Below are 26,814 nucleotides of genomic sequence, written 5' to 3'. Positions count from 1 at the left end.
CGACGAACTATCGCTTTCCATTGATCGTCATCGTCCGTCGTCGATTTAAGTTCTCCCTTTCTTATAGGCCTATCTGCCGCTCTTGTTCGCCACCGTCTATTTCCGCCCGTCCCAAGCCGTGCTATTTTTGGGGACTGATTTGGGGACCAACGGGGCGGGGACATGGCAAGCAAACTCACTGCGCGAAAGGTCGAAACTGCCAAGCCGGGCAAATACAGCGACGGCGGCAATCTCTATTTGATCGTTTCGGAATCGGGGGCCCGGAAATGGGTTTTGCGCTTCACATGGCGCGGTCGAGCGAAAGAGATGGGGTTGGGCAGCGCCACCAGCGTTCCCCTAGCCGACGCTCGCGAGAAGGCCGCCAGCGCGCGCCGGAAGATTTCCCAAGGGCTCAACCCAATTGAAGAGCGCAAGCGCGACGGCGGCATTCCCACCTTTGGCGAAATGGCCGACGACGTACGGGAAACGCTTTCTGCCGGTTTCCGGAATGAGAAGCACAAGGCTCAATGGAAATCGACATTGGAAACCTACGCCGCCCCCTTGCGCGCAAAGCCGGTGGACACCATCGCAACCGACGACGTGCTAGCCGTCTTGAAGCCGATCTGGACTACCAAGGCCGAAACCGCCTCGCGCGTGCGCGGTCGGATTGAAAAGGTCTTGGATGCGGCCAAGGCCAAGGGCTTCCGTGAGGGGGAGAACCCTGCCCGGTGGCGCGGCCATTTAGATCATTTGTTGCCGCGACCGTCCAAGCTGGCGCGGGGCCAACATGCCGCAATGCCCTATGAGGACGTTGCGTCATTCGTCGCCACCTTGCGTGAACGGGAAGCCACCGCTGCCCTCGCCCTGGAGTTTTGCATTCTGACGGCGGCTCGGTCTGGCGAGGTATTAGGCGCACGGTGGCCTGAAATCGATCTGGATAAGAAACTCTGGACCGTGCCCGCCAACCGCATGAAGGCCGGTCGCGAGCATCGGGTGCCGTTATCCAGCCGCGCCGCATCGATCCTCAAGGAACTGGTAAAGCTCAAGGCAGGAGACTTCGTGTTCCCCGGCCAGGTTCGCAACAAGGCGCTGTCAAACATGGCAATGGAAATGATGCTGCGCCGCATGAAGATCGAGAACGCTACAGTTCACGGCTTCCGCTCCAGCTTCCGCGATTGGGCGGGGAACGTCTCAAGCTTTCCGCGTGAAGTGACCGAAACCGCGCTTGCTCACGTCATCGGCGACAAAGCCGAACAAGCGTACCGTCGGAGCGACGCGCTCGAAAAACGACGCAAGCTTATGGAAGCCTGGGCGTCTTATTGCGAGCCCAAGACTGCGGGCAATGTGGTGACGCTTCAAAGCAAACACGTTTAATTCTTAGCCCCCGCCTCTGGGCAATTCGCAACTGGTTTCAAGCGCGCTGATTTTGCACGAGCGCCCCGGCGCACCGTGACATGCAACTGGAAGCCCATCGCATCGAGAACATTAAAAACAGTCGTGAAGTTTGGTTTTTTTGGATCGCCTGAAAACGCACGGTAAATGCTCGGCCTCGAAAGCCCAGTTTTCTGCGCAAGGTCAGAGATATTGTACAGATGGGTGGCGGCGCCAATGGCGTGACAAATTTCGGCGATATCCGACTTCGCGAGCGCTCGATTTATGCAATCGGCAGCGTCCTGCCTTTGGTTCGATTGTGGGCGGGTCGCGGGCCTGACGGATTTTTCAGCCATCGTAACCTCCAACAAAATAGGCCGGCATTTCTGCCGGCCTACTTTACTGGAACAGATGTAATAGGACGAGGTCAGTATCTCGCTGCGACCGGTGCGCCGTAACCACCGAAGCGGTAGTTGATGCGGACGGTAACGATATCGACGTCCTGGCTGATCCGGTCGGTGCCGAAGAAGGCGCCGGTCGTGTCGACGAAGGTGTGGTCGCGGTCCTCCATGAACAGGTGATTGTATTCGACGCCGACCGACCAGTTCGGGGCGAAGCCGAATTCGATGCCCGCGCCGACCACGGCACCCCAACGGGTGTCGTCGCCGGTGGTGGCAACCAGGAGGCCCGTGGGAACATCAAAGATGCGGTAACGATCCGCGGTGACGGCCGCACCGCCCTTGACGTAGAACAGAACGTTGTTGGCGGCGTAACCGACCTGGCCCGTGATCAGGCCGAACGCATCGATGCGCGACTCGTTGCGGAGTGTCGGATCGATCAGGCTCACATTGCTGCCCTGGAAGTCGGCCCAGTTACCCTGGCCTTCAATACCGAACACCCAGGTGCCGGCCTGCCAGCGATAACCGATCTGACCACCGGCGGTGCCGCCGTCTGCGTCATGGCAACCCTCCGCGATGCTGCCGCCGGCGACCGGCAGGAAGTCCCAGCACTTGCGGCTCGTACCCCAGCCGCCGTTGGCACCGATGTAGAAGCCGGTCCAGTCGTACACGACCGCGACCGGCGCCGGCGCGGGTGGCCGTGCCTTGACGGCCATATCGGCGGCCGAGGCGGGAGCGCCCATCCCGAGAGCAAGCAAACCAACAGTTCCCAGCAAAAATTTCTTCATCTAGTTTCTCCATCCGCGTCGCCTTGTCGCGACCGCCAACCGCAGTTGAATCGAGCTTCCGAATTGCAACTGTAAGTTTGCGTGATTTTCCCGGGAAAGTCCGTGTCTCGGGGGCAACAATGCGTTTTTCAAATGTGACCCAATAGTGGCAGGTCGGAAGTCTTTCGGTCTCTATCCCTTTCCGGGATTGGGCGGGCAATGTGTCCCAATTTCCGCGCGAAATCACAGAGACGGCACTGGCTCATGTCATCGGCGACAAGGCCGAGCAAGCCTACCGTCGCAGCGATGCCTTAGATAAGCGCCGAAAGCTCATGGAAGCTTGGGCTGCCTATTGCGAGCCCAAGAAAGCGGGTAATGTAGTTCTGATTGGCAACCGCAAACGCACCAATTGAGCGACTCACTGTACGATACGGAGCGCGGATAGGACGGCCATCCGACAAGCCGGTAGCACCACCGGTTTCCGCGCGCTCCCGTGGTGCCGCGAGGTGCAGATGTCCAAATCGAAACCTTCCCCGCCAAAAAACCTGAACTATACGGATTTCGTGTCCTGCGGGTTTAGCCTGGATGAAATCAATCTCCTACTCACTGCAGTCGGAGAAGGCGTTTCGGCGGCGATAACGGATCGTGAAAAGCTTCGTTTGATCTTACAAACGATTTCACTGCGTTCGCAATGTCGCGAGCGAATGCCGAAACGTATTCAGTTGCCACTAAGAGAGCGATTGATCGGCTTCATAGTGTCAGCAAGAAAGCCAAAGTGTCGCTCAACGAAGCGATCAACAATCATTTCCAAAACACTTGGTTGCTCAATAAGGCTTGGGCCACTTGGCCGGGGCACGGCGAGCAGAGGTTAATCCAGATTCATTCTGCTCTTCATGATTTAGATAAAATGCTGACCGCGCCTGATTTACGGAGCTACAGTTACGGCATGAGTCTGGAGGTGCAATTACTGGGCCTTACACTGCCAACCACTTTCGAGACCCACTTCGGTCGCCCCTACAAGATTTCGCGCACAGCGAATCAAACACCCTCAGGACCGGCATTTAGATTTACGATGGAATGCTTACCGCTCAAGAAGGTCCTCAACAGTGTTGGTCGTGCCTTCACGGCCGAAACGATTTTGGCTCACCGCAATCAGGCTCTCAAAGCGATCAAGGCGCATCCCGAACTCGCAATTGCTCGGGCTCCAGTGCTGGTCCGTCGATGATGTGGCGGTAAACACAAAACTGTTTTGACACCACAACGTCCCGAAGTACTTCGAGCCGATTAGTTTCCGAACATCCGCCGATAACCGTGCGGACGTAAGGAGACGTTGAATTGATCGAACATGCATCAGGAACCTTGCGCGAAGGCCTTTCCGTAGCGGAAGCTTGCGCGGTAGCCGGAATTGGCCGGACGAAAATCTATCAAGCAATTAGTGAAGGCCGCCTCAAGGCTCGCAAGTGCGGCAAGCGTACGCTCATCCTAAGGGATGAATTGCGCCATTTCCTCGTTTCACTTCCGAGTGCGGCGTGATTCCAGTCCATCAAAAAATTGCCCGGCGCGGTCTGATCCACCGCTACCGGGCTTGTTGCTCATCCCTCGCGAAAGGAAATTGCCTCATGAAACTACATCACCCTCCCAAGAAATGCCAGCGTCCCGGCCAGTCCGATAGACTCGTCAGTCCGGATTTCTGCACAAACGAATACCGGGTTCGGCGGATTGCCGGTCAATGCCGGGTTTCTCTCGCCACCGCCGAAACTATCATCGCGAACGCGGGCTTCTCTGATGGGGAGCGTCGCTGATGATTTTAATCGTAAAAGCACAAATTGGCGAAACCGGACCGCTGGTGACCGTGCGCGGACGCGACGCTTGGGCATTGCTGGAGTTGAAGGCCGCCAATGACAACGGCTGCACTCCGATCGATCATCCGGGGCCGCGCTGGAGTGGCTACGTCCACAAGCTCCGCAAGGCCGGGATTGTCATCGAGACGATTCGCGAAGCCCATGGCGGCCCCTTCTCTGGGCAGCACGCCCGTTATGTGCTGCGGAGCCTGATTACCATCCTCGAAAAGAAAGGCGGCAAGTCATGATAGCGATTGCTGGCCCAGAAATCATCACTGGCGGGGCTTTGGCCCCGCCCGCACTCCAACCACGTCCAATGTCACGAACAATCACGGACAGGGTTCTGAGCCTCCTAGGGGGTGCTAATGCCAAAGCGGCCTAGACGGAATAAACGGCTCGATGCACCGCATGTGCGGCTTTACCGTTGGATGCTGGATTGCCCCGCCTACCTCTCTCTGAGTTGCCAAGCCCGTGCCGTCCTCCTCGAAATCGCTAGAGGCCACGACGGCACCAACAACGGCAGGCTCGGCCTCTCGGTTCGCCGGGCTTCCCAGCGTTGCAACATCGCACGCGGAACGGCTCAACGCGCCTTGGTCGAACTTCAGGAGCGCGGCTTTGTCGATTGCATGACGAAGGGAGCATTTAGCCGGAAGGCACCGCATGCCACCGAATGGCGACTGACTTGGTGGAGCTGCGATGTCACCGGCGAACTTGCGAGCAAGAAATTCATGAGCTGGGGCCGCGAAAAACAAAACGCGGTATTAAAATATCCCGTTGCGGTATCAAATCAGAGCCACCGCGCCGCGTGAAACGACAGGAAAAGAGCCTCACGGTGCCTTCGTTTGATACCGTGAGGGCTGTTTCGGCGGTGGTCGCGGTATCAATCTAGGGCACACATATAGTTTACCATAGGGCGTAGCCCGAACATCAACACCACTACGCTGCAACGCGGTTCACGAGGCAGCATTCAGATAGCCCACAGCTGATGTCGCAGCGCGCGACCGGGACTAGATTTTTGGCAGCCCGACCAGCGCAAACGCGGAAACCTGCGCACCTGGCTGCCCTCCCGGCAAAGCAAGCACTAAACGTGCAATCAATTGCCGCTCGATCTCTGGAGGTGTAACATAATTAATACGTGGCGAGTCACCGAGAATAGGCAGGGAGGCTCACAAATGGACGATGGCAGAATCGCATCGACGCTCCAAACAAACACGCTCATTTCCTAAACATATTGAGCACTGCTCGTGATGGCGCGCGTTGCGTCAGATCGGCAGTTTGACGGGGAGTGCGGCTGATGACCGATTTTCACAAAATTGGCGCGGACATGGGTGATTTCCTGCGTGGCCTTTTGCAGAGCAAGGAGATCAAAACCGAGACACAGGGGAGCGCGAAGAAGTATCTCTTGGTGGATGCTACCGAGGTTTCTCAAGGCACGAGTGTAAGCCTCGATCTTCAGCTTGGCAGCGCTGAGTTCGCTGAAGTTGTATCTCGCGATGTCGTATTCGAGGGCGTTGTCCAGTTTAAGTCAGGACAAACAGCTGCTCTGCAGCAGACTGTTGCGCAGAACTACGCACGCGCACTGGCCTTGGTCCCGGTGGCGGGGAAACCCGACGTCCTTCACATCGTCGCCGACGGCGAGCTCCAGCCGAGCGCTAAAGCACCGTACGAAGTCACGCTGCACGAAAGAAAGGCGGTTGAAGGGTCCGTCGTTCGACTCACCGGTCAGATAGCTAACATCGGCCTCAAAGACGCATCGGGGATTGCTGTCGTCGACGCAGCTAAAAGGGAAGTCAAGACGCATGTCAATTTTACCGTAACTCACGATCCCATCGACTTCGGCGTGATCGGTTTAGTGGGCGGGCTCGCCGCGCTGATATGTGGCGGGGTCGTTCTCATCGACGCAATCCTTAATGATTGCCTCAGAGACGCGAACGCGCAGTGTGGGACGAGGGGCGTGAAAAAGATAACTATCAAGCGGTCATACGGCTTTTCTTGGAAGCAAGGGCCGGATGTAGGTTGTGGGCAAACCTGCGAGATTGAGTGCAATCGGTAGAAGCAGGAGCGCGCCAGAGCGGACATTAACTGGACACCTTGCCCGCTACCTTGGAATGACTATTTCGAGGCTTAACATGGAGCCTTGGATGCCACGGCCACGCGAACGGGTTTGCTTGCAGGATGGACTGAAGCTGGATCTGAATCGGCTCGCTCGAAAGGGATTTGTCCAACACGGCGCGAACATTGGCGGACGTGGAATTACGTGGACGCATTCTTACTGGGGCGAAATTGCCACCGGAATGATTAGCGCGGATATGAGCGGCAACAATGAGGGTTGGTTTCGTATTCAGCTGGGCAGTCTCGATCAGTGGATCACCCTCGTGTCCCGTCCGCGTCATTTCGGTGGGCGGCAATGGTATTTTCTATGCCCGATCAAGAGTCGGCTCGCGTCCGTCTTGTGGAAGCCGAACGGCGCGAGTCGATTTTGCAGCCGACAGACTTTGGGCCGACAAGTCGCCTATCAATCGCAATTCAACGACGCCACAAACCGGGCTCACGGTGGAATAGCGCGGATCAAGTCTCGGCTGATTGGTAACCTCGATCCAGACGAATGGGATTTGCCGCCTAAGCCGAAATGGATGCGGTGGGCGACTTACAATCGCTATTCGGAACAATACGACCGTCACGAGGACGTTCTGGACCGTGGTTGCATTACGCTCGCGGCAAAATTCCTCGGAAAATAATTTCGTTTGAAATCAACAGGCAGTTTCAAGTTAGCCAAGAGATTTCGATTCCGAGCCAGCGCCATTGCGACACCAATGTTGCAAGCGATGAGCAGATAATTGGTCTTTACCATTAGGCGCCACTCTGAGGAACCTAGTGCCCCGAGGATGCGTTGGCCTGCCTAGCATGGAGGACGGCTATGACGGAGAAGTTCAACCCAGCGCCGAAAGATAAGCATGCCGAAGATCCGAAACAGGCGCAAAAGTCCGACAAGGAAATGCATGATAAATTGGACAAAGGTCTAGAGGATACATTCCCAGCATCCGATCCGGTAAGCAGCGCGCAGCCGGCGCAGTCCAAGCCGGATGCCGATAGACCGGAACGGAAGCGCTGACCGAACAATGCTTCGCCGTCGCGGGGTGGGCGGCGCAAAACATGGCTGTCGGCTTTGCCGCAGAGCCTTCCCGTTTTGGAGATCCAAGATGCGCGTTCGAACCATTCACTTCGTCTTTGCGATGTCAGTATTCGGTGCGCTAAATGCTCCAATATCAGCCCTTGCAAATCCCGAGCTGGAGGCGTGCCGATCGACAGGGTTGATCGCTCTTAGGGAACGCGATCCATCATTCAAAGACGTGACACTCGATTTTGATGGAATGACAGTTGCCAAAGCCAACACTAAGGTCGAGGACGGCCTTCGAGCGCCAATCGTTGTTCGGTCGCGTCGGGCTTCTCCGCCCGATAACTTGACACTTTCTCCCGTGCAGCGCGCTCTTCCTCCAGGCTTAAGTTGCCGTAGGTCTGCATTACCCAATCGATGGCTGCATGCATCTGACGCTCCCCGGGAGATTTCGGCACTGATCCGCGCTGCCCACGCTTTGAAACCTGATTGGCGGGATTAGCAAATGCCAAAATCATAAATACCCAGCCACTTGATCCGACCTTCAACAGCCTTACGAAGCCCACTCTTGTAGTGGTCGATCTTTCTCCCATTGTCAGCCCGCCATGCATCCCAACCGCTTCCGCAACTGACGGTGCCAGAATCGTAAACAGCGTCGGGAACGCGTTTGTCAATCGGCGTTCAAATTTGACCCCTCATCGGCTTCCAATTTTGACCCCCTTGAGCGGCGGGGTTTGGCGGTAGCGCTCGGCTCGTCGGAGCTGGCCGGGATTGCGGAGACGAGACGAGCGCGGGTTGCGTGATCGTCGTCGCGGCTTTTGAATCGCCAGCTGTCATTGCCGGTCTCGACGATGTCACAGTGATGGGTCAGCCGGTCGAGCAGCGCGGTGGTCATCTTGGCGTCGCCGAACACGCTGGGCCATTCGCCGAACGCAAGATTGGTGGTGACGATCACAGAGGCGCGCTCGTAGAGCCGGCTGACGAGATGGAACAGAAGCTGGCCGCCGGACTGGGCAAAGGGCAGATAGCCGAGTTCGTCCAGGACGATGAAGTCCATCCGGGTCAAATGCTCGGCGAGCCGCCCCTGCCGTCCGTTGCGGGTCTCGATCTCGAGGCGGTTGACGAGGTCGACCACATTGTAGAAGCGCCCGCGGGCACCGGATCGGATGCAGCTCCTGGCGATTGCGATGGCCAGATGGGTCTTGCCGGTGCCGGTGCCGCCGACCAGCACGACGTTGCGTTGCTGGGCGATGAAGCCGCCGCCGGCGAGGTCATTGACCAGCGTCCGGTTGATGGGCGTGCCTTCGAACTGGAAGTCCTCAAGGTCCTTGGCCAGCGGCAGCTTGGCGATGGTGAGCTGGTACTTGATCGAACGGGCCTGCTTCTCGTTGATCTCGGCGTTGAGCAGGTCGCCGACAATGCGCTGGGGTTCGTGCTGGCGCTTGACGGCAGTCGCCATGATCTCGTCGAAGGCGGCCTTCATGCCGTACAGCTTGAGTTCGCCCATGAGGTCAAACAGTTGGGTGCGCTCCATTAGTTGGTTCTCCTGAGGTTGTCGTAACGGGCACAGTCGGCGATTGGCGCATGCCGCAACATCAGCGCCGCCGGGGTAAGGATGTTGGCTGGTGGCGCAGGATCTCGCTGGCGGGCCAGGATGTTGAGAACGACATCGGCGGAATGGACGCCGTGAGCGACTGCCTCGGCGCAGGCCGCCTCGACGGCCGGCAGACCGTCGGTCAGCACCGCGTTGAGGATGTCGACCATTTGCCCATTGCCATCGTCGGTGCTGGCGAGCTTCCGCCGGATCCGCTCGATTGCGGCCGGCAGAACCCAGTCCTTGAAGGGAGCTCCGTTGCGCAGAGCGCCGGGTTTACGCGCCAGCACCGGCACATAGTGCCAGGGATCGTAGGTCGTCTCGCCGCGTCCGAAGGATCGCGGATGCTCCGCAACAACTCTTCCATCCTGACGGATCACGATGCGGTCGGCATAGGCTTGGACCTCGACCGGGCGTCCGACGGCACTGGCCATGACGGAGTACTTGTTGTTGTCGAAGCGCACCAGACAGGTCTTCGAGACCGACGCCTGCACGGCATGGAAGCCGTCGAACCGACCGGCATAGGGAACGAGCCTGGGCCGCTCGGCTTCGAACACCTCCCAGACCGTCTGCTCGGCCAGCTCCGGATGGCGATGCGCTTTGGCGTAGGCGATACATTTATCGAGCAGCCAGGCATTTAACTCGTCCAGGTTCTTGAACCGCAGCCGCGGCGTGAAGAAGCGTTCCCGGACCAGTCCGACCTGGTTCTCAACCTGCCCCTTCTCCCAGCCCGAGGCCGGCGTGCAGGCGACCGGGTCGACCAGATAATGGCTGCACATCTGCAGGAAGCGGCGATTGTAGCGGCGATCTTTGCCGACAAAGATCGTCTCCACCGCGGTCTTCATGTTGTCGTAGATGCCGCGGCTGCAAGTGCCCTTGAACAGGGCGAACGCCCGGTCGTGGGCGTCGAACACCATCTCCTGCGTCTCGCGCGGATAGGCCCGCACGAACAGCATGCGGCTGTGGCAGAGCCGGACATGCGCGACCTTCACGATCACCGTGGTCCCGCTCAACAGCACCACCTCATGGCTCCAGTCGAACTGATAGGCTTCGCCCGGCGCAAAGCTCAGCGGGACGTAAGCCGCCGCGGTTGATTGCCCGCGCTCCTTGCTCCACCGCCTGGCGTAACGACGCACCGCATCGTAACCGCCGTCATAGCCGCGGTCGCGCAGCTCTTCGAAGATCCGGATCAACGTCAGCTGTTCACGAGTGGATTTGGCCGCGTTCGCCGCCAGCAACTCGTCGAGCTCCGATGCCCATCGTCCCAGCTTTGGCCGCGGCTGCACCAACCGCTCGTACTCGAACGAGGTCTCTCCCGACCGCAGCACCTTCCGCACCGTGTTCCGCGACACCTTCAGGTCGCGGGCGATCTCCTTGATCGTCTTGCCCTTGATGAAGTGCTCGCGCCGTATCCGCGCAATCGTCTCCACGACCAGCATCCCCGACCACCTGCTTCATTCCAAAGCAGGCAGCGCAACAGACCTAACGATAGGGGGTCAATTTTGGACGCCGATCCCCCGGCTTAGGGGGTCAATATTGCAGGCCGAATAACATCTGAGGTACTTGGTGACGAACTCGTCACCGGGGTAGGGGCCAACACGGTTCTCGCGCGAACGTATCTTACTTACGGATGGAAATATAAACACGGGACGCTTCGCAATGTGTTGCCACAAACCGTGAAAATCGTGGCACGTGATCTAAAAGTGCCAAGGTATGTATATGTAACGGAGTTTTCGTTACTGCGTCAGTTAGAAGGCCTTTCACAGTACCAACGCCGTATCGTTGCCCACTGTGTTGTCGATGCAACCGCGAAGCACCAAGACATGGAATCTATCCTGCTGTTCCATGCACCTGGCCTTTGCTTTTGGCATCAGCATGATGCGGCCAACTCACTAGTCCGCTATGTTGCACCACTGTCTGACGACGGCGAGTACTATCCAAAGGCTCGCGGAGAGATAGATTTTGCACGGTTCGCGACGCCGTAACCCGCTTCTCCGATTTTTTCGTTATCTTTGCTGCGTGAAACAGCGCGAAAGAGCCTCACGGTGCCTTCGCTTGATACCGTGAGGACTGTTTAGATGGTCGTCGCGGTATCAATCCAGGGCACACATATAGTTTACCATAAGGGGTCGCCGCTAAGCGGACCACAACGACTTCGTTCGATTTTCCCCACATCATCGAAGCGCAAGAGTGCTTGGACCACCCCGTCCGGCACTCTATAGCCGACAACAATGTCCGGCCCCGTGTGCTGCAGGTCCACAAGCTCTCCAGCTGGCTTTTCTCTGAAGCGCTGCTCCCAATATGCGGTAATCGCGTCGTGTCCAACCATAATCTTCCGACCGCCACACGCGCACCCTAACGATGCAAGTTCGGCGTACAGATCCACAATGGAAAAAGAGGCCGCTCGGTAGGCATCAAGCCAATCGATCGCAGCGGCCATCGGGTCAAAGGTGCTCATGCCCCTACCTACATGCCATGAAAGACGCGATTCAAGAAGTTACCGATGAACAGTAACTGAATGACTTGCTGAGCAGCCAACACATCTTGGAAACGGATCGTTAGAAAGTTTGATCTTCGACACGCTTCATTGCTTGACTATCCTGGCTATCACCTTCATCCAGCGCTTGGACCGTCCGCTTTCATATGAAGGTCTTTCGGTTTGGTGCTGGTGGGCCGCGCCATTCTGGACGCCATTCTATGCGTTGGCTTGGCTCAAAAATCTCGCCGCCCAGAATGGCAAGAGCGGCTGACAGCAGCCGCTCTTTTTCAAAGTGGAAACTGCACGCCCGGGTTAGGCGGTGCGCCGGATCTCTTCCATACTTTGTTTGATCTGCTTTCCGGCGTCGTCGGCCATTTTGAGCGACATATCGGCTATCCGACGGCCGCTCTCCAGGGCGGATTCCACGGTCTCTCGCACCATGTCACTTTGTACTGCTGCAAAGTCCTGAGGAGTTCGGCAGGACCACAACTCATTCATGCGGTCCATGTTCTTCTCGACTTGATGCCGAACCATCTGGAAGTACTCTTGAGACATTCCACCCACCACTCTGGCAGCAGCGGTACCTGTGTAAAGCAGCGTTTGCGCGTTGCGCGCCGACCGTTCCGTTGCCTTCGTTGCCTGTTGCACCCCTTCTCCTGACACGCCGAGCGTCCGACCAAATTGCTCGGTAGACCGTCCCATGGCTGAGGTCGCGGCTTCCAGGCCGAAGCGCCATGCGTTCTGCAACGTCTCGACGTTTTGCTTGAGCAGGTCCGCACTTGCTCGAGCCACTTGCTCACCGGCTTCAGCCGCAGCTTGCCCGACCGTCGCCGTCTGATCGGCTGCAGCTTGTCCGATACGGGTGGTCTGCTCAGCAGTCCTCTCGCCGGCGCGGCGGGCTGCGTCTTCCATACCTTGAGTAGCCTTGTCCTCCTGGCGTGGATTTGCCATCTTTGTTTCTCCGCTGATTGCAGGTTGATGACTTGCCCCAGCTCCTTGCCGAGAACGCGCGCTGGGTGAGACCGTTCCTAAGCCGCCAGTCTTTTCCGCCGACGTCGTTAGGAACGATGGATGGTCAAGTTATGCCGCAGACTGGCTCTTCGCTTGCTGCAAATTGGCTGGCTACTCACGTCGCGAGGCTCAGCAATACGCTCTGCTGAACAAATACTCTTGCTGAAACTGTCTTCGTCATCGTTGTGGGCATTCTTCTTGCTCTCTTGCCCCCCAAATTGCGAACCACTATTTCGAGGCCTAACCTGGAGCCTCGAATGGCACGCCCGCGCCTACGCGTCTGTTTGCAAGACGGACTGAAGCTGGATCTGAGCCGGCTCGCTCGAAAGGGATTTGTCCGCAACGGGGCGAACATCGGCGTTCGAGGAATTACGTGGACGCACTCCTATTGGGGCGACGTTGCTACGGGAATGATTAGCGCGGACATGAGCGGCAAAGACCAAGGCTGGTTTCGTATTCAGCTTGGCAGCCTCGATCAGTGGATCACTCTCGTTGCCCGTCCGCGGCATTTCGGTGGGCGGCAATGGTACTTTGTTTGCCCTGTCAGGAATCGGCCCGTCTCTGTCTTATGGAAGCCATCCGGGGCGACACGATTTTGTAGCCGGCAAACCTGGGGCCGACAGGTCGCTTATCAATCGCAATTCAACGATGCGACAAATCGGGCGCACGCTGGAAAGGAGCGGATCAAGTCGCGACTGATTGCCGACCTCGATCCAGACGAATGGGATTTGCCACCTAAGCCGAAGTGGATGCGGTGGGCGACCTACAATCGCCACGTCGATCGATACGATCGGTATGAGGAAATTCTCGACTACGGATGCGCCGCTCTGGCCGCAAAGCTAGGAAAGAATTTCTTCTTATAAATCAATAGACCCTTTGAAGTTAGCCTAGAGATTTCGATTCTCTCGCGCGCGCATATCGGTTTCAAAACCCCTTTGATGGGGAGATCCGGGCTCAGTTGATCTGGCGTCGCCGGGCTACTCAGAACGCCAAGGAGACTTGCTATGCCTAGTTGCGCCAACCGAAGGTTTGCAGGAACGACGGAGGCTGGGCATTTTGCACAAACTGGCCCTGTTGGGGTGCTCGAGCTTCTTGTGCGGGCGGGTCCTGTACCCGTGAATTTTGCTCCCGCCGGACTTTCTTTCGGGGATTGTGCACGGGCCGCATCTCTGCCCGTGCATTATGGAGGGCGCGGACGTGTCGGGGCTTTTGCTTGGGCTTGAGAGATGCTCGGGTATCTTCCGCAACCTGTGCCGGGGCACTTTGCACAACCTGTGCCGGGGCATCTTGAACGGACTGTACGGGCCCGACCTGTGCCTGCGCATCTTTCTCGGCTGCCCAAGCTTCGAATTGCCTCGCAACCTGTGCCGGGGCACTTTGCACAATCTGTGCCGGGGCATCTTGAACGGACTGTACGGGCCCGACCTGTGCCTGCGCATCTTTCTCGGCTGCCCAAGCTTCGAATTGCCTCGCAACCTGTGCCGGGGCACTTTGCACAATCTGTGCCGGGGCATCTTGAACGGACTGTACGGGCCCGACCTGTGCCTGCGCATCTTTCTCGGCTGCCCAAGCTTCGAATTGCCTAAGCAAGGCTTCAGACGATGGCTCACTATTTTCCGTCTGACTCTGACCGACGGATCCAGAGGCGGCAGCAATTTCGTCGTGGGTCGGCGCGTCCTTTGCGGTCGGCAAAGCCTGAGCGTCGGCGGTAGATTGAATTGTTGGCGTCGACTGATCGGTGCCGGGCTGAAGCGCTGATTTGTCGACTAGCGAAGCCGTGACGTCCGCAAGGAGCGTCACGGGATTTCCCACCGATAGTATCGCGATACCGATCGCTGTCGCCGTTGCAACCAAAATACTTGTCTTGAGGACTCGCGACGAGATAGCAGCTCTGTCCCAATCTTTCCCGATACCCTGCTGCTCAGGTTCATCGGCGAGAAAGAGAGGCAAAGGATGGTCTGGATTAAAACCGTCTTTCGTCGGCATTGGGTGATGCCTCCTCTGAATGTTCTTGTCGATGTACCCTGCTATCGAGGTCCAAAAAGCGGAGAAATCTTGTTTTCACTTGGGCCGGGGAACCGCACGATTCGCCTTCGTCCCTCAGGCGCGGTCTTTCGGGAGCTCGCCATGCTCGCCGCTCCGAGACGCCGACACGGCCGTATTGCGCCATCAGGATACGAAGTAACGCCAGTGCATTCCTCAGAGCCGGTCGCCGCTGCCCCCCGCAGCGCAAAATCGCAGAACGCACCAGCGGCTAGTGGCGGGGGACGGGATGCAAACGAAACTGGAGAATCAACCCCAATGCAATTACCTATGCACCAGACCAAAGGGATGCGGAGCGCGAACACGGAGCGGGAAGTCGTGCCAGGCCCCGGCGATGGCAAACGGTAGATGATGGCGGTCCGTCGCTCGGTGCGCCAAAGGGTAATCAGCACGCATACAAGCATGGGCACTATTCGGCAGAGGTCGTTGCTCGACGCCGTGAGATTTCCGGCCTCATCCGAGCCGCTCGTGCTTTGAGTTCAGGCAGCCTGTAGCGCCATCTTATTGCGACGATAAGCCATGAAGCCGATGCCAGCGAAGCCAATCAGCAGCATCGCCCATGTTGAGGGTTCGGGGACGGCCGGTGATACTTCCAACACCAACTGCTGATTGCCGTTGGCACCCGAACTGCTGAATATTTCTCTCAACGCCTTGGTAGCGCCAATGGAGAACAACCCATTCCCAATCGCGTTATTGAGGTCCGCGATAGCCGCGCTATTTAATTGAAAGTCCAAAATGTCGGTCGGATGGAAGTCTACTGGTTGACTTGGTGATCCAGCTGTGCCGGTGCCATAGCTGACGCCACTTCCCAAGTCATTCCAAATTGCGAGAGGTGCGATACCGACGGTATGATTGAGCACCGATACACTGGTGTTTACGTCAAAAAACGAAATCAGACCGCCATCGTTATACCCTGTGCCGACGAAAGCCTGAAGTTTAAGCTTTGCGCCCGTTATTGTCTGACCCTGAAGCACAGGGTTACTCAGATCGAATGTAAAAAAGCTTCGATAGCTAAAATCTACGCCGGGACTTACGTTGGGGGATGTTCCAGTAATGTAGTTCGTGTTGGTCAATATGTTTGGAGTATCTAAGCTCCACCATCCCTGCCCCGCCTTCCCAAGCTGAGAAACTACAGAGGCATCGTTTGTGCTTAGAGTAACTGTGCTGGCATGGGCTATCGTGCCAATGCACAGCAACGCAGCAAAGCCTAAAGCCAGTCTAAATCTCATGACCCCGCCCCCCTGAACATCTTATCTCGTGTTCCCGCGCGCGTTGTGTCAATGCCAGCCAGCCGATTTGAGGGCGCGGAAGAAACAGCAGGGTCTGGGGGCTGATTTGGGGACTCATGCCAAAGGGCATGAAAATAAATAAGCAAATTCAAAAGCTTAACTGTTTACAATGGCGGAGAGGGAGGGATTCGAACCCCCGATAGGCTTGCACCTATGCCGCATTTCGAGTGCGGTGCATTCAACCACTCTGCCACCTCTCCAGGCGCCAAGGCGGGCCGGATTCGGCCCTGCGGTCGGGCCGTGTTCTAGGCGAGGAAGCCGGGGCAGACAAGGCGCGCGGCGGAGAAATTCGCCAAAAGCGGACCGGGCGGCTTTTGGAAAAATGGTGGGACCGCCAGACGCGACAAAAAACTGGCGGTCCCGTGCCGCTGCTTTGAAATCCTGGCCGGGAAGTGCGGCTTCGCCGGTCAGCCGGAGCGACGAAATGACGGTAGCAACGGCTGCGGAAACGGCAACGCTAACCCGTTTTTAACCTAACCAGTCAACCTTACCTCCCGCGAAAACGATCAATCCCGGCTCTTTTTCGCCTTCTTCTCGTCCTTGCCGTTGGCCTTCCGCCTGTTAGTGAAGCGCGCATTGCCGAGCCCGGTGCCGATGGTCAGCACGCCCCAGCGCTCGACATCCTGCATGAAGGGAACTTCGGAAAGGCCCTGCACCACGCCGTCATTGTGCATCAGCACGGCGGTGTCGTGATCGCCAATCTGCGGGATCGCCTCCACCAGGCTTGCCGGCAGGTTGAACTTGCTGCTTTCCCAGTTGCCGGGCAGGTTCTGTGCGCCCTTCTCGATGGAGCCATCCTCGTTAATGACGCCGGGGCACGCGATGCCGATGAAGGGCGCAAGTTTCAGGCCTTCGGTTTCCGCAGCGTCGATCAGGTCCTTCAGCATCTTCACCAGCCGCTTGACCGCGCCTTCGCGCGTCGGCTCATCGTCGGCATGCCGCCACAGCTCGGACGTCCAGACGTCAGCCTTGGACAGATCGGGCGCCTGCTTCCAGCTGGTCTCCACGACGCCGCAGCGGATGTTGGTGCCGCCAATGTCGACCGCAAGAATGCTGTCATGGCCTTCGAATATCCAGGACGGCGCCAGATGCAGCGTGCCGATCAGACCGGCGTCATCGGGATGAAAGCGGATCGGCAGCAGATCGACCTCGAAATCCTCTGCCTTCAGGATGAGGTCGGTACGCGCAATCGCGAGCTCGCCGACCCGGCTTTGCCGAAAGCCGCCCCCGACCACGATGCGCTCGGTGTCAGCCCAGGCCTTGGTCTTGAGAAACCGCTGCGTCACATAGGCCAGCTCCTGGGCGAATTCTTCGATCGCGCTGTGCACCAGCGCGGCTGCGCCGACATCGGCGCCGATCAGCGCCTCGTCGAGTTCGCTCTTGGCGATGTCGCCGCTGGATTTTTTGCCCAAGGGATCGTCGCCGTTTTTCTTCAGCGGCTTGCGCAAGTCGTCCAATATCTTGCGGAAGGCCCCCTTGCTGGCGCGGTCCCCGAGAAAGCCCTCGTCGTCCTTCAGTTCGACGTTGAAACTGTCGACCTCCACCGACGGCAGGCGGCTGGCCCCGTGGCGGGCGATGCTCGTGCTGGTAGTGATGTCTTCTGCCATTGCCCTCACCCTGCCGTATCTCGCTGGCGACAACGGGCGGGGAACCCGTTGGTTTCAAGCGGGAGCGAATGGCGAGTGGCGAATAGCGAATGGGAGCGGCGAACAAGTAGCCCTATTCTTCGCCATTCGCTGCTCGCCATTCGCCCTTTCGGGCCAAATCCCTCATTTTTGGCCGATTTTCAGGCCGTTTCGCCTTGACTCGCGGCGTTCTCGGGCTATAAGTCCCCGCATCCGGCGCGGGATTTCTCGCGCCACTTGTTTTTGCGCGAAATCTTACGGGGTTTGCTCCCCGGCCGCGCGAAAATCGTACCCATAACGACTGACCAAAAAGCCGACCCGGACAGCCCTTTCGGGAATACGTCCGAGGCCGGGATCGAACACGAAGGAAAAAAACGATGTTCGCAGTCATCAAAACCGGCGGCCGGCAGTACCGCGTCGTTCCGGATGATGTGCTCGAGATAGGCAAGATCGCCGGCGAAGTCGGCACGATCGTGCAGCTTGGTGAAGTTCTGGTGGTCGGCGGTGACACGCCGGTGCTGGGCGCGCCGACGGTGGCAGGCGCTTCCGTTGCGGCCGAAGTGCTGGACCACAAGCGTGGCCCGAAGGTGATCGCGTTCAAGAAACGTCGCCGCAAGAATTCGCGCCGCAAGCGCGGCTATCGCGACGAGATCACGGTGCTTCGCGTCACCGAGATCCTGACCGATAACGCCAAGCCTTCGATCGGCCCGCGGCCGAAGAGGGAAAAGGTCGCCGCTCCCGCCGCTGAAGCGTCGTAGACGCCGCGAAGGCAAGAGCGACAAGAAGTGATGCGCTTCGACGAAAAGTTGAAGCGCAACAAAAAATGAAATGATTCCGTCAAGGAATTGATCTAGAAATATTCGAGAAGTCGGAGACGGGCCATGGCTCACAAAAAAGCAGGCGGATCATCGCGAAACGGACGCGATTCAGCGGGCAAGCGCCTTGGCATCAAGGCGTATGGCGGCGAACACGTGATTCCCGGCAACATTATCGCGCGTCAGCGCGGCACCACCTGGCATCCCGGCCTTAATGTCGGCATGGGCACCGACCATACTCTCTTTGCCAAGGTCGAGGGTCATGTCGAGTTCCGTGCAAAAGCCAATGGTCGCACTTTCGTATCGGTAGTTCCGATGACGGAGGCGGCCGAATAGACGGTGGACATAATCGAGTCTGCCGGATCCTGTTGAACCGGCGGAGTCGAAATGGGCTCCAGGGGAGGCGGGAAACCGGCCTCCCTTTTTTAATTTGCGCATATTCGCAATCAGGAGCCCGACATGTTGCAGGACATCCCGATCCAGACCCCGACCTTGCGTCAAGCGAGTAGCTGCGTCCTCGAGACCGAACGGCTGACGCTGCGTCGGCCGACGCTCGCGGACGTAAAAGCGATTGCGCGTCTCGCCAATGATCGCCGCATTGCGGAAAACACCCGCCGCCTGCCGCACCCCTACCTGCAGGACCACGCGGTCGAGTTCGTGCGCGCGAAGGCTACCGATAACAGCGAGACGGTTTTTCTGATCGAACATAACTACTCACCGATCGGGATGGTCGGCATCGACCGCGCTGACCCGGACGCGCCGGAGCTCGGCTACTGGCTCGGCGTCGCGCATTGGGGCCAGGGCTTCGGCACTGAAGCTGCGCGCGCGGTGATCGACTTCTTCTTCGAAGAATTCGATGCCGAGCATCTCGTTTCGGGCGCCCGCGTCGCCAACCCGGGGTCGCGAAACATCCTGGAGAAATGCGGCTTCCAGTGGAGCGGCGTCGAGTTGCACCGCTTCGAAGCGCTGGGATCCTCGACCCCGGTCGACCGCTTCCGCCTGACACGCAGCGTGTGGGCATCGCTGAAGAACTGGGGAAGCTCGACGAGAAGAGAGCGCTAGTTTCGTCCTAGTTTTCGTCGTTGCCTGCGACAAACGCGAAGCGTTTGCGCAAGGGAGCAAAGCCACGAAGCAATCCGAAGTCTTCTGTCATTCCGGGATGTCAGAAGGACCAGACCCGGAATCTCGAGATTCCGGGTTCGATGCTGCGCATCGCCCCGGAATGACCGCGGGCGTGAACTTCACGCTGGCGGATTGACCACCGGTTCCTCGCGCCCAAGCTGCTGCTCTCGCAGGAAGATATAAATGCCCGCACCGATGATGATGGACGCACCGACCAGGGTTGAGATCGACGGCACGTCGCCCCACACGACAAAGCCGAAGATCACCGCCCACACGATCATCGAATATTGATACGGCACCACGACGCTGGCCGGCGCCAGCTTCAGCGAACGGTTGATGCACAACAGCGCGACGACGGAAACTACTCCCGCCGCAGCGAACAGGACGAGGCTGCCGAGGGTGGGCGTCACCCAGCCGATTGGCGACATCAGCGCGCCGAGCAGGAATGTGCCGCCGAACTGCGACGTCGTCAGCACGATATCCGGCGTGTCCCGCAGCGAGCGCGTGATCAGCATCAGGAACGCGAACGACAGACTGCCGCCGAGCGCGATCATCGCCGGCCAACTCACGGTCTGCGTGGACGGACGCAGTGCGATCAGAACGCCGCAGAATCCGATCAGGATCGCCGTCCAGCGCCGCCAGCCGACGTGCTCGCCGAGCACGATGCCGGAGAGCGCGGTGACGAAGATCGGCGAAGCGAGGTAATAGGTGATGACGTCGGCGAGCGGCAGATAGACGGTGGCGAGAAAGAACGCCGCGACTTCGAGCGTCGAGAGCGTCACGCGCAATAGCTGCAGCCACGGCCGCTCAAGACGCGAGAACTCGGCGCGCTGCTTCCAGATCACCGGCAATAGCACCAGCAGCGCCGCGCAGGCGCGCAGCCAAAGCAACTGCCCGACCGAATAGGTCGCGACCATGAATTTTCCGAGCGCATCGCCGAACGAGAACATGAAGATCGACAGCAGCATCAATCCAATGCCGGCGAGGCGCGCCGAGCGCTCGTCATAGGTCGAGATCTTGCCGAACAGGCTCATGACGTTTCCTGCTTTTTGCTCTTCGTCATGGCCAGCGGGTCCCGGCCATCCACTTTTTTGCGCAGCACGTTGTAAAGACGTGGGTGCAAGGGACATTTAGCGCGAAGATGCGCTTCGCGCTATTGCCTGGAGACGACGAATTGAGACGGATCGATTGCCGCAGCCACAGCGCTGCGGTACCGGTATCGCTCCAAAATCGGCAGGAAATCCGACATGACCGTGTTCGACCCCGCCCAGCATCGCATGGTGAGCGAACAGCGCTGGTTCGAGGATTTTGTGCTCGGCGAACGCTTCGTCATTCCTAGCCGGACCCAGACATCGGCGGTGTTCGCCGCGTTCCAGACCGCGAGCGGCGATACCCATCCGATCCATTACGATGTCGAATATTGCCGCGCCCGCGGCATGCCGGACCTGCTCGCGCATGGCTTCCAGACCTTGGTCCACACCGCGCCGGGTGCAGGCCTGTTTCCCTATCTCGTCGAGGAATCGCTGGTCGGCTTCCTCGAGCAGTCGAGCAAGTTCCTGAAACCGGTCTATGCCGGTGACACCATCTACCCCGCGCTCGAAGTGATCGAACTCGTTCCGGGCCGCTCGACCGGCGTGGTGACACTGCGCTCGACCGTGTTCAACCAGCGCAAGGAGCTCGTGCTGGAAGGAATGCAGAAGTTCCTGGTTCGCCGGCGACCGGCCCCGTAGGAAGCCGTGGCTTCCGGTTCGAAACCGAAAAAAGCCCGAAAATTAAGGCTTTTCGCCAATGTTGCGAGCCTTGAGGGTTGCCGCGCGGGGGCCCCTGCCCTAACTAGTACAAATCATGAAATTCCTTGACGAGGCAAAGGTCTATATCCGTTCCGGCGACGGCGGCAACGGCTGCGTGGCGTTCCGCCGCGAGAAGTTCATCGAGTTCGGCGGGCCCTCCGGCGGCAATGGCGGCCGCGGCGGCGACGTCATCGTCGAGGCGGTCGATGGGCTGAACACGCTGATCGACTATCGCTACCAGCAGCACTTCAAGGCGCAGAAGGGCACCAATGGCATGGGCAAGGACCGCCATGGCGCCAACGGCAAACCGATCGTTCTGAAAGTGCCGGTCGGCACGCAGATCTTCGACGAGGACCGCGAAACGCTGATCCACGACTTCACCAAGCTCGGCGAAAAATTCGTGCTTGCCGAAGGCGGCAATGGCGGTTTTGGCAACGCGCATTTCAAATCCTCCACCAATCGCGCACCACGCAACGCCAACCCCGGGCAGGAAGGCGAGGAACGCTGGATCTGGCTGCGGCTCAAACTGATTGCGGACGCCGGCCTCGTCGGCCTGCCCAATGCCGGCAAGTCGACCTTTCTCTCCGTCGTCAGCGCGGCCAAACCGAAGATCGCCGACTATCCCTTCACCACGCTGCATCCGCAACTCGGCGTCGTGAATGCGCAGGGCCGCGAATTCGTGCTCGCTGATATTCCCGGCCTGATCGAGGGCGCACATGAAGGCGCCGGCCTCGGCGACCGCTTCCTCGGCCATGTCGAGCGCTGCCGCGTGCTGCTGCATTTGATCGACGCGACCTGCGAACATGCCGGCAAGGCCTACAAGACGGTGCGGACCGAACTCGAAGCCTATGAGGGCCATCTCGCCGAGAAGATCGAGATCGTCGCGCTGAACAAGATCGACGCGGTCGCGCCGGATGAATTGAAGAAGCAGAAAGACCGGCTGAAACGCGCGGCGAAGAAGACGCCGCTGTTGTTTTCCGCCGCTACCGGCGACGGCGTGCCAGAAGCGCTCAACGCGCTGGTCGAGGTGATCGGCGAGGCCCCGGTTTCGCTGAAGGCCAAGGGCGGTCAGGACCCGTGGGCGCCGGTCCCGCCGCCGCAGGGCTGATACAAAGTTAGCCTCCCGCGGCACGCGCCACTTCCAAATCGGGAAACCGGCGCGTATTGCTTCCGACCATCCGCATCACCCGACCGCATCATGAAACGCCCCGCGCTCAAAAACTTCCGCCGCATTGTCGTCAAGGTCGGCTCCTCGCTGCTCATCGACTCCAATGCAGGCGAAGTCCGTTCGGCATGGCTGTCCGCGCTGGCCGCCGATATCGCCAAGCTGCACGGCGAAGGCCGCGATGTTCTCGTCGTCTCGTCAGGCTCGATCGCGCTCGGCCGCAGCCGGTTGAAGCTGCCGCGCGGCACGCTGAAGCTGGAAGAAAGCCAGGGCGCTGCGGCGGTAGGGCAGATCGCGCTGGCGCGGATCTGGTCGGAAGTGCTCGGCGCTTATGGCATCGGCGCCGGACAGATCCTGGTAACGCTGCAGGACACCGAGGAGCGCCGGCGCTATCTCAACGCGCGCTCGACCATCGCCAAACTGCTGGAATGGCGCGCAGTACCTGTGATCAACGAGAACGACACGGTTGCGACCAACGAAATCCGCTACGGCGACAATGATCGCCTCGCTGCGCGCGTCGCCACCATGACGAGCGCCGATCTGCTGATTCTGTTGTCCGATATCGACGGGCTCTATGACGCGCCGCCCGGCGCCAATCCCAACGCAAAACTGATCCCGATCGTCGAGTCGGTCACGTCGGAAATCGAGGCGATGGCGGGCGCCGCCGAATCCGAACTGTCGCGCGGCGGCATGTTCACCAAGATCGAGGCAGCGAAGATTGCGACCACATCAGGCACGCATATGCTGATCGCCTCGGGCAAGATCGAGCATCCGCTACAGGCGATATCAGATGGCGGACGCTGCACCTGGTTCCTGACGCCGGCCAATCCCGTCACCGCGCGAAAACGCTGGATCGCGGGCTCGCTGGAGCCGAAGGGCACGCTGACCATTGATGCCGGCGCGGTCGCGGCGCTGCGCGCCGGCAAAAGCTTGCTGCCGGCCGGCGTGACCCGGATCGACGGCCAGTTCGCCCGCGGCGATGCCGTGGTGGTGCGCGGCCCCGACACCCACGAGATCGGCCGCGGCCTCGTCGCCTACGACGCCGAGGATGCGGAGAAGATCAAAGGCCGCTCCTCCCCGGACGTGATGGCGATTCTCGGCATCAGCGGCCGGGCAGAAATGATCCACCGCGACGATTTGGTGGTAGGCCCGAGCGGAGCCATTCCGGCCAAGTAGGCCAATGGCCGAGTGGCCGTTTGCCGGTACCGGGCAGCCAGCCATGCTGGTTCCGGACCTCGCAACAGCGGGATTTCCGTGCTAGGACATAGCCTTACTCTAGACCTTGAGACCTGTGATGACCGCCCCCTTGAAGGCAATCGACGGTAACGCCGATCTGCCCGCTTTGATGACCGACCTCGCTTCCCATGCGCGCGAGGCCGCGCGGGTGCTGGCGCTGGCGCCGCCGGAGCAGAAGGACCGGGCGCTGGAGGCGATCGAGCGCGCAATTCGCGCCAACACGGCAAAGATCCTCACGGCCAATGCCGAGGACGTCGCAGAGGTGCGCGCCACAGGCGCGACCTCGGCCTTCATCGACCGCCTGACGCTGACACCGGCGCGCATCGACGCGATGGCGGACGGCGTTGCGACGGTGCGCGGCATTCCCGATCCGGTCGGCACCGTCACCGAGAGCTGGCAACGACCGAACGGCATGACCATTGAGCGCGTGCGCGTGCCGCTCGGCGTGATCGGCGTGATTTTCGAGAGCCGCCCCAATGTCACGGCTGACGCCGGCGTGCTGTGCCTGAAGTCCGGCAATGCCGTGATCCTGCGCGGCGGCTCCGACAGCTTCCGTTCCTGCCGGGCGATTCACGAAGCCCTCGTACAGGGCCTGCGCGAGGCCAGCCTGCCGGAAGCGGCGATCACGCTGGTGCCGACGCGCGACCGCGCGGCGGTCGGGCTGATGCTATCCGGATTGAACGGCGGCATCGACGTGATCGTACCGCGCGGCGGCAAGAGCCTGGTGGCGCGGGTTGAAGCGGAAGCGCGCGTGCCGGTGTTTGCGCATCTCGAAGGCGTCAACCACGTCTATGTCGATCGCACCGCCGATCTCGAAATGGCTAAGTCGATCGTGCTGAACGCCAAGATGCGCCGCACCGGCGTCTGTGGCGCCGCGGAGACGCTGCTGGTCGATCTCGCGGGCGCCGCCGCCAATCTGAAGCCGCTGATCGAGATGCTGGTGGAGGCCGGCTGCGAGGTGCGCGGCGACGACGTCGTGCAGAAGGTCGACGCGCGGGTGAAGCCGGCGACCGACGAGGATTGGGATACCGAATATCTTGACGCCATCATCGCCGCCCGTGTCGTTGACGGGGTCGACGCGGCGATCGCGCATATCCAGAACCACGGCTCGCGCCACACCGATGCGATCGTGGCCGAAGACGCCAAGACGGCCGAGAAGTTTCTCAGCGAAGTCGATTCGGCGATCGTGCTGCATAACGCTTCGACGCAGTTCGCCGACGGCGGCGAGTTCGGCTTCGGCGCAGAGATCGGGATTGCCACCGGAAAATTCCACGCCCGCGGGCCGGTCGGAGCCGAGCAACTGACCAGCTTCAAATACCGCGTTCACGGCACCGGGCAGACGCGGCCGTGACCGCAAGCCCGCGCCCGCGGTGACCCGTCCGATGAAATTGCAATCCGCCGCGCAAGACATTCCCTTCCATACCAATGGCATGCGCGTCGGCATGCTCGGCGGCTCGTTCAATCCGCCGCACGCGGCGCATCGCGCCATCAGCCTGTTTGCGTTGAAGCGCTTGAAGCTCGATCGCGTTTGGTGGCTGCTGACCCCCGGAAATCCGCTCAAGGATACCGGCCGGCTGCACGGCCTTGCCGAACGGGCGCGCGCCGCGCGCGACGTCGCCGACGATCCGCGCATCGACATCAGTTGTCTCGAAGCTGTCATCGGCACCAAGTACACTGTCGATACGATCATTCATTTGCGCCGCCGCGTTTCCGGCGTGCGCTTCGTCTGGATCATGGGCGCCGACAATCTCGCGCAGTTCCATCGCTGGAAAGATTGGCGGCGCATCGCTGCCGAGGTGCCGCTCGCCGTGATCGATCGTCCGCCGCAGAGTTTCCGGGCGCTCGCCGCGCCGGCTGCCCAGGCGCTGGCACGGTATCGATTGCCCGAGAATCAGGCGGCCCGGCTAGCCGATCAGCAGGCGCCGGCCTGGGTTTTCCTCACCGGCATGAAACTGAACCTGTCGTCGACGGGCCTGCGGAACTCCGACGGGAGCTGGAAGGCAAAAAGAAGTGACAGTTCGGTTTGAACCGGCGGGTGGGGACACTGGAATATTGAAACCATTAACCCCACATGCCTAATATGGTCCGCGGACGTCGGGATTCGGCGTTCGCGATACAGTGAAAGGAATGGTCCCTGGCCACATCTGTATTGTCCAAGTCCAAGTCTGTTTTACCCAAGGTTCCGAGCACGACCGCCAAGACCGCGCGTAAAACATCGACACAAGCTGCAGCCTTGAAGGCGCAACCCGACGCCGACAAGACGCTGAATATGATCCTCTCCCGCCTCGACGATATGAAGGCGGAAGAAACGATCACCATCGACCTTCGCGGCAAATCCGCCTTTTCCGACTACATGATCGTCACGACCGGCCGGGTTAACCGGCATGTCGGTGCGATCGCGGAAAACGTCACGAAAGCCCTGAAGGAAACCGGCATCAACAACATCCATGTCGAGGGCTTGCCCAATTGCGACTGGGTGCTGATCGATTCCGGCGATGTGGTCGTGCACGTGTTCAGACCCGAGGTGCGTGAATTCTACAACCTTGAAAGGTTGTGGACGCAAAACCCGGCGGCGGCAGCGATCTGAAACCTCGGCCGATGCGAATCGGCTAAGGCGCATGTAGTCTTCCAGCGCGCGCGAAAAACGCGCGTGCCGGAAAGTGCGCGCCAGAAACAGCATTCATGCGCCTCGTCGTGGTTTCAATTGGCCGGCTGAAGCAAGGCCCGGAGCAGGAATTGGCCGAGCGCTATCGCGAGCGCTTCGAGGACATCGGCCGCAAGCTCGGCTTTCGCGGGCTTTCGATCCATGAAATTCCCGAAAGCCGCGCACGCGACACTGCGACCCGGATATCGGAGGAGGCCGCCGCGATTTTGGCGACGATACCTGAGAAGTCCGTACTGGTGGCGCTGGACGAGCACGGCAAGAGCATCGACAGCGCGACCTTCGCCCGGCAGCTCGGCGCTTGGCGGGATGAAGGGGTTGCCAACACAATTTTCGTCATCGGCGGCGCGGACGGACTTTCGCCCGATTTGCAGCGCAAGGCTAAATTGCGCATTGCGTTCGGCTCGGCGACCTGGCCGCATCAAATGGTTCGCGTCATGCTTCTTGAACAGATTTACCGGGCCGCCACCATTCTGGCCGGCCACCCCTACCACCGCGCGTAAGGCACGGTG

At 59.6% G+C, this 26,814-nt stretch carries 31 protein-coding genes and 1 tRNA gene; 20 read left to right on the top strand and 12 right to left on the bottom strand.

What is annotated here, in order from left to right; translation table 11 throughout:
- Nucleotides 1-162: 162 nt before the first annotated feature.
- Nucleotides 163-1,353: a tyrosine-type recombinase/integrase gene (locus tag RX328_RS02150; RefSeq protein ID WP_213252729.1), complete on the top strand. Its 1,191-nt coding sequence runs from the start codon at nucleotides 163-165 to the stop codon at nucleotides 1,351-1,353.
- Here RX328_RS02150 and RX328_RS02145 read toward each other — a convergent pair.
- Entirely contained in the window at nucleotides 1,350-1,706 is a 357-nt protein-coding gene (locus RX328_RS02145; RefSeq protein WP_213252730.1) for an addiction module antidote protein, read from the bottom strand. The two genes, RX328_RS02150 and RX328_RS02145, sit on opposite strands and share 4 nt — an antisense overlap.
- Before the next feature lie 71 nt (nucleotides 1,707-1,777).
- The gene (locus tag RX328_RS02140; protein WP_317258610.1) at nucleotides 1,778-2,536 is read right to left on the bottom strand and encodes an outer membrane protein; all 759 of its coding nucleotides are present in this window, start codon (nucleotides 2,534-2,536) and stop codon (nucleotides 1,778-1,780) included.
- Nucleotides 2,537-2,736: 200 nt separating this feature from the next.
- Here RX328_RS02140 and RX328_RS02135 point away from each other — a divergent pair, with 200 nt between their 5' ends.
- The 8 genes from RX328_RS02135 (at nucleotide 2,737) to RX328_RS02100 (ending at nucleotide 7,468) form a co-directional block, all read left to right on the top strand.
- Complete coding sequence (locus tag RX328_RS02135; protein WP_409410924.1) at nucleotides 2,737-2,928, top strand: hypothetical protein; 192 nt, start codon at nucleotides 2,737-2,739, stop codon at nucleotides 2,926-2,928.
- Between the two features lie 362 nt (nucleotides 2,929-3,290).
- Entirely contained in the window at nucleotides 3,291-3,740 is a 450-nt protein-coding gene (locus RX328_RS02130) for a hypothetical protein (protein WP_213257423.1), read from the top strand.
- Between the two features lie 110 nt (nucleotides 3,741-3,850).
- Complete coding sequence (locus RX328_RS02125; RefSeq protein WP_249727352.1) at nucleotides 3,851-4,048, top strand: helix-turn-helix domain-containing protein; 198 nt, start codon at nucleotides 3,851-3,853, stop codon at nucleotides 4,046-4,048.
- Nucleotides 4,049-4,316: 268 nt separating this feature from the next.
- Entirely contained in the window at nucleotides 4,317-4,604 is a 288-nt protein-coding gene (locus RX328_RS02120) for a hypothetical protein (RefSeq protein WP_213257421.1), read from the top strand.
- Nucleotides 4,605-4,946: 342 nt separating this feature from the next.
- On the top strand, nucleotides 4,947-5,165 hold the full coding sequence (locus RX328_RS02115) for a hypothetical protein (protein WP_317258609.1): 219 nt from the start codon (nucleotides 4,947-4,949) through the stop codon (nucleotides 5,163-5,165).
- A gap of 485 nt (nucleotides 5,166-5,650) precedes the next feature.
- A complete protein-coding gene (locus RX328_RS02110) occupies nucleotides 5,651-6,409 on the top strand; it encodes a hypothetical protein (protein ID WP_213257419.1) in 759 nt (252 codons plus the stop codon).
- Between the two features lie 88 nt (nucleotides 6,410-6,497).
- Entirely contained in the window at nucleotides 6,498-7,094 is a 597-nt protein-coding gene (locus tag RX328_RS02105) for a hypothetical protein (RefSeq protein ID WP_213257417.1), read from the top strand.
- A 179-nt stretch (nucleotides 7,095-7,273) separates the two neighbouring features.
- Nucleotides 7,274-7,468, top strand: coding sequence for a hypothetical protein (locus RX328_RS02100; protein ID WP_213257415.1), 195 nt, complete (start codon nucleotides 7,274-7,276; stop codon nucleotides 7,466-7,468).
- A gap of 281 nt (nucleotides 7,469-7,749) precedes the next feature.
- On the opposite strand, the gene RX328_RS02095 is transcribed toward RX328_RS02100, so the two are convergent.
- The 5 genes from RX328_RS02095 to phaP form a co-directional block, all read right to left on the bottom strand.
- Entirely contained in the window at nucleotides 7,750-8,145 is a 396-nt protein-coding gene (locus RX328_RS02095) for a hypothetical protein (protein WP_213257413.1), read from the bottom strand.
- Nucleotides 8,142-9,005: an IS21-like element helper ATPase IstB gene (gene istB / locus RX328_RS02090; protein ID WP_410733946.1), complete on the bottom strand. Its 864-nt coding sequence runs from the start codon at nucleotides 9,003-9,005 to the stop codon at nucleotides 8,142-8,144. The genes RX328_RS02095 and istB overlap by 4 nt, the downstream gene beginning before the upstream one ends.
- A complete protein-coding gene (gene istA, locus RX328_RS02085) occupies nucleotides 9,005-10,504 on the bottom strand; it encodes an IS21 family transposase (RefSeq protein WP_213257592.1) in 1,500 nt (499 codons plus the stop codon). Before istA ends, istB begins: the two co-directional genes overlap by 1 nt.
- 677 nt (nucleotides 10,505-11,181) lie before the next feature.
- Nucleotides 11,182-11,523, bottom strand: a complete 342-nt coding sequence (locus RX328_RS02080; RefSeq protein WP_213251023.1) for a nuclear transport factor 2 family protein — start codon at nucleotides 11,521-11,523, stop codon at nucleotides 11,182-11,184.
- Nucleotides 11,524-11,856: 333 nt separating this feature from the next.
- Nucleotides 11,857-12,495 (bottom strand): phasin family protein, encoded by a 639-nt coding sequence (phaP, locus tag RX328_RS02075; protein ID WP_213251020.1) that lies wholly within the window; start codon nucleotides 12,493-12,495, stop codon nucleotides 11,857-11,859.
- A 317-nt stretch (nucleotides 12,496-12,812) separates the two neighbouring features.
- On the opposite strand from phaP, the gene RX328_RS02070 reads away from it, so the two are divergent.
- Nucleotides 12,813-13,418 carry a hypothetical protein gene (locus RX328_RS02070; protein ID WP_213251017.1) on the top strand — a complete coding sequence of 202 codons (606 nt, stop codon included), beginning with the start codon at nucleotides 12,813-12,815 and terminating at the stop codon, nucleotides 13,416-13,418.
- Nucleotides 13,419-13,563: 145 nt separating this feature from the next.
- On the opposite strand, the gene RX328_RS02065 is transcribed toward RX328_RS02070, so the two are convergent.
- From RX328_RS02065 to RX328_RS02050, 4 genes are all read right to left on the bottom strand, one after another.
- A complete protein-coding gene (locus RX328_RS02065; RefSeq protein ID WP_317258607.1) occupies nucleotides 13,564-14,541 on the bottom strand; it encodes a hypothetical protein in 978 nt (325 codons plus the stop codon).
- Nucleotides 14,542-15,077: 536 nt separating this feature from the next.
- Nucleotides 15,078-15,827, bottom strand: coding sequence for a PEP-CTERM sorting domain-containing protein (locus tag RX328_RS02060; RefSeq protein ID WP_213251012.1), 750 nt, complete (start codon nucleotides 15,825-15,827; stop codon nucleotides 15,078-15,080).
- 170 nt (nucleotides 15,828-15,997) lie between these two features.
- Nucleotides 15,998-16,087 (bottom strand) — tRNA-Ser (locus tag RX328_RS02055).
- A 306-nt stretch (nucleotides 16,088-16,393) separates the two neighbouring features.
- Nucleotides 16,394-17,494: an ROK family protein gene (locus tag RX328_RS02050; RefSeq protein ID WP_213251010.1), complete on the bottom strand. Its 1,101-nt coding sequence runs from the start codon at nucleotides 17,492-17,494 to the stop codon at nucleotides 16,394-16,396.
- A 395-nt stretch (nucleotides 17,495-17,889) separates the two neighbouring features.
- On the opposite strand from RX328_RS02050, the gene rplU reads away from it, so the two are divergent.
- The 3 genes from rplU (at nucleotide 17,890) to RX328_RS02035 (ending at nucleotide 19,389) form a co-directional block, all read left to right on the top strand.
- Complete coding sequence (rplU, locus tag RX328_RS02045) at nucleotides 17,890-18,270, top strand: 50S ribosomal protein L21 (protein ID WP_213251007.1); 381 nt, start codon at nucleotides 17,890-17,892, stop codon at nucleotides 18,268-18,270.
- Between the two features lie 123 nt (nucleotides 18,271-18,393).
- Nucleotides 18,394-18,663 carry a 50S ribosomal protein L27 gene (gene rpmA / locus RX328_RS02040; protein WP_028348532.1) on the top strand — a complete coding sequence of 90 codons (270 nt, stop codon included), beginning with the start codon at nucleotides 18,394-18,396 and terminating at the stop codon, nucleotides 18,661-18,663.
- A 123-nt stretch (nucleotides 18,664-18,786) separates the two neighbouring features.
- Nucleotides 18,787-19,389 (top strand): GNAT family N-acetyltransferase, encoded by a 603-nt coding sequence (locus RX328_RS02035; RefSeq protein ID WP_213251005.1) that lies wholly within the window; start codon nucleotides 18,787-18,789, stop codon nucleotides 19,387-19,389.
- A gap of 179 nt (nucleotides 19,390-19,568) precedes the next feature.
- Here the strand turns inward: RX328_RS02035 and RX328_RS02030 are convergent, their stop codons facing one another.
- The gene (locus RX328_RS02030) at nucleotides 19,569-20,483 is read right to left on the bottom strand and encodes a DMT family transporter (protein ID WP_213251002.1); all 915 of its coding nucleotides are present in this window, start codon (nucleotides 20,481-20,483) and stop codon (nucleotides 19,569-19,571) included.
- Between the two features lie 213 nt (nucleotides 20,484-20,696).
- Between RX328_RS02030 and RX328_RS02025 the strand changes: the two genes are divergently transcribed.
- The 7 genes from RX328_RS02025 (at nucleotide 20,697) to rlmH (ending at nucleotide 26,805) form a co-directional block, all read left to right on the top strand.
- Nucleotides 20,697-21,179, top strand: coding sequence for a MaoC family dehydratase (locus RX328_RS02025; RefSeq protein WP_213250999.1), 483 nt, complete (start codon nucleotides 20,697-20,699; stop codon nucleotides 21,177-21,179).
- A 115-nt stretch (nucleotides 21,180-21,294) separates the two neighbouring features.
- Nucleotides 21,295-22,347, top strand: a complete 1,053-nt coding sequence (obgE, locus tag RX328_RS02020; RefSeq protein ID WP_213250997.1) for a GTPase ObgE — start codon at nucleotides 21,295-21,297, stop codon at nucleotides 22,345-22,347.
- 90 nt (nucleotides 22,348-22,437) lie between these two features.
- Nucleotides 22,438-23,580 carry a glutamate 5-kinase gene (gene proB, locus RX328_RS02015; protein ID WP_213250995.1) on the top strand — a complete coding sequence of 381 codons (1,143 nt, stop codon included), beginning with the start codon at nucleotides 22,438-22,440 and terminating at the stop codon, nucleotides 23,578-23,580.
- A 118-nt stretch (nucleotides 23,581-23,698) separates the two neighbouring features.
- The gene (locus RX328_RS02010) at nucleotides 23,699-24,991 is read left to right on the top strand and encodes a glutamate-5-semialdehyde dehydrogenase (protein ID WP_213250992.1); all 1,293 of its coding nucleotides are present in this window, start codon (nucleotides 23,699-23,701) and stop codon (nucleotides 24,989-24,991) included.
- Nucleotides 24,992-25,022: 31 nt separating this feature from the next.
- Nucleotides 25,023-25,667: a nicotinate-nucleotide adenylyltransferase gene (locus RX328_RS02005; RefSeq protein WP_213250990.1), complete on the top strand. Its 645-nt coding sequence runs from the start codon at nucleotides 25,023-25,025 to the stop codon at nucleotides 25,665-25,667.
- A 206-nt stretch (nucleotides 25,668-25,873) separates the two neighbouring features.
- On the top strand, nucleotides 25,874-26,227 hold the full coding sequence (gene rsfS, locus RX328_RS02000) for a ribosome silencing factor (protein ID WP_213250989.1): 354 nt from the start codon (nucleotides 25,874-25,876) through the stop codon (nucleotides 26,225-26,227).
- Between the two features lie 95 nt (nucleotides 26,228-26,322).
- A complete protein-coding gene (gene rlmH, locus RX328_RS01995; RefSeq protein ID WP_213250988.1) occupies nucleotides 26,323-26,805 on the top strand; it encodes a 23S rRNA (pseudouridine(1915)-N(3))-methyltransferase RlmH in 483 nt (160 codons plus the stop codon).
- Nucleotides 26,806-26,814 lie beyond the last annotated feature (9 nt).

Origin of the sequence: Bradyrhizobium sp. sBnM-33, from assembly GCF_032917945.1 — a bacterium.
Taxonomy (GTDB): Bacteria; Pseudomonadota; Alphaproteobacteria; order Rhizobiales; family Xanthobacteraceae; genus Bradyrhizobium.
This window is presented reverse-complemented; position numbering and strand designations above follow the sequence as displayed.

Coding starts and splice junctions, on each gene's coding strand:
- RX328_RS02150 (WP_213252729.1), top strand. CDS start 163: ATGGCAAGCAAACTCACTGCGCGAAAGGTCGAAACTGCCAAGCCGGGC.
- RX328_RS02145 (WP_213252730.1), bottom strand. CDS start 1,706: ATGGCTGAAAAATCCGTCAGGCCCGCGACCCGCCCACAATCGAACCAA.
- RX328_RS02140 (WP_317258610.1), bottom strand. CDS start 2,536: ATGAAGAAATTTTTGCTGGGAACTGTTGGTTTGCTTGCTCTCGGGATG.
- RX328_RS02120 (WP_213257421.1), top strand. CDS start 4,317: ATGATTTTAATCGTAAAAGCACAAATTGGCGAAACCGGACCGCTGGTG.
- RX328_RS02110 (WP_213257419.1), top strand. CDS start 5,651: ATGACCGATTTTCACAAAATTGGCGCGGACATGGGTGATTTCCTGCGT.
- RX328_RS02105 (WP_213257417.1), top strand. CDS start 6,498: ATGCCACGGCCACGCGAACGGGTTTGCTTGCAGGATGGACTGAAGCTG.
- RX328_RS02100 (WP_213257415.1), top strand. CDS start 7,274: ATGACGGAGAAGTTCAACCCAGCGCCGAAAGATAAGCATGCCGAAGAT.
- istB (WP_410733946.1), bottom strand. CDS start 9,005: ATGGAGCGCACCCAACTGTTTGACCTCATGGGCGAACTCAAGCTGTAC.
- istA (WP_213257592.1), bottom strand. CDS start 10,504: ATGCTGGTCGTGGAGACGATTGCGCGGATACGGCGCGAGCACTTCATC.
- RX328_RS02080 (WP_213251023.1), bottom strand. CDS start 11,523: ATGAGCACCTTTGACCCGATGGCCGCTGCGATCGATTGGCTTGATGCC.
- phaP (WP_213251020.1), bottom strand. CDS start 12,495: ATGGCAAATCCACGCCAGGAGGACAAGGCTACTCAAGGTATGGAAGAC.
- RX328_RS02070 (WP_213251017.1), top strand. CDS start 12,813: ATGGCACGCCCGCGCCTACGCGTCTGTTTGCAAGACGGACTGAAGCTG.
- RX328_RS02065 (WP_317258607.1), bottom strand. CDS start 14,541: ATGCCGACGAAAGACGGTTTTAATCCAGACCATCCTTTGCCTCTCTTT.
- RX328_RS02060 (WP_213251012.1), bottom strand. CDS start 15,827: ATGAGATTTAGACTGGCTTTAGGCTTTGCTGCGTTGCTGTGCATTGGC.
- RX328_RS02050 (WP_213251010.1), bottom strand. CDS start 17,494: ATGGCAGAAGACATCACTACCAGCACGAGCATCGCCCGCCACGGGGCC.
- rplU (WP_213251007.1), top strand. CDS start 17,890: ATGTTCGCAGTCATCAAAACCGGCGGCCGGCAGTACCGCGTCGTTCCG.
- rpmA (WP_028348532.1), top strand. CDS start 18,394: ATGGCTCACAAAAAAGCAGGCGGATCATCGCGAAACGGACGCGATTCA.
- RX328_RS02035 (WP_213251005.1), top strand. CDS start 18,787: ATGTTGCAGGACATCCCGATCCAGACCCCGACCTTGCGTCAAGCGAGT.
- RX328_RS02030 (WP_213251002.1), bottom strand. CDS start 20,483: ATGAGCCTGTTCGGCAAGATCTCGACCTATGACGAGCGCTCGGCGCGC.
- RX328_RS02025 (WP_213250999.1), top strand. CDS start 20,697: ATGACCGTGTTCGACCCCGCCCAGCATCGCATGGTGAGCGAACAGCGC.
- obgE (WP_213250997.1), top strand. CDS start 21,295: ATGAAATTCCTTGACGAGGCAAAGGTCTATATCCGTTCCGGCGACGGC.
- proB (WP_213250995.1), top strand. CDS start 22,438: ATGAAACGCCCCGCGCTCAAAAACTTCCGCCGCATTGTCGTCAAGGTC.
- RX328_RS02010 (WP_213250992.1), top strand. CDS start 23,699: ATGACCGCCCCCTTGAAGGCAATCGACGGTAACGCCGATCTGCCCGCT.
- RX328_RS02005 (WP_213250990.1), top strand. CDS start 25,023: ATGAAATTGCAATCCGCCGCGCAAGACATTCCCTTCCATACCAATGGC.
- rlmH (WP_213250988.1), top strand. CDS start 26,323: ATGCGCCTCGTCGTGGTTTCAATTGGCCGGCTGAAGCAAGGCCCGGAG.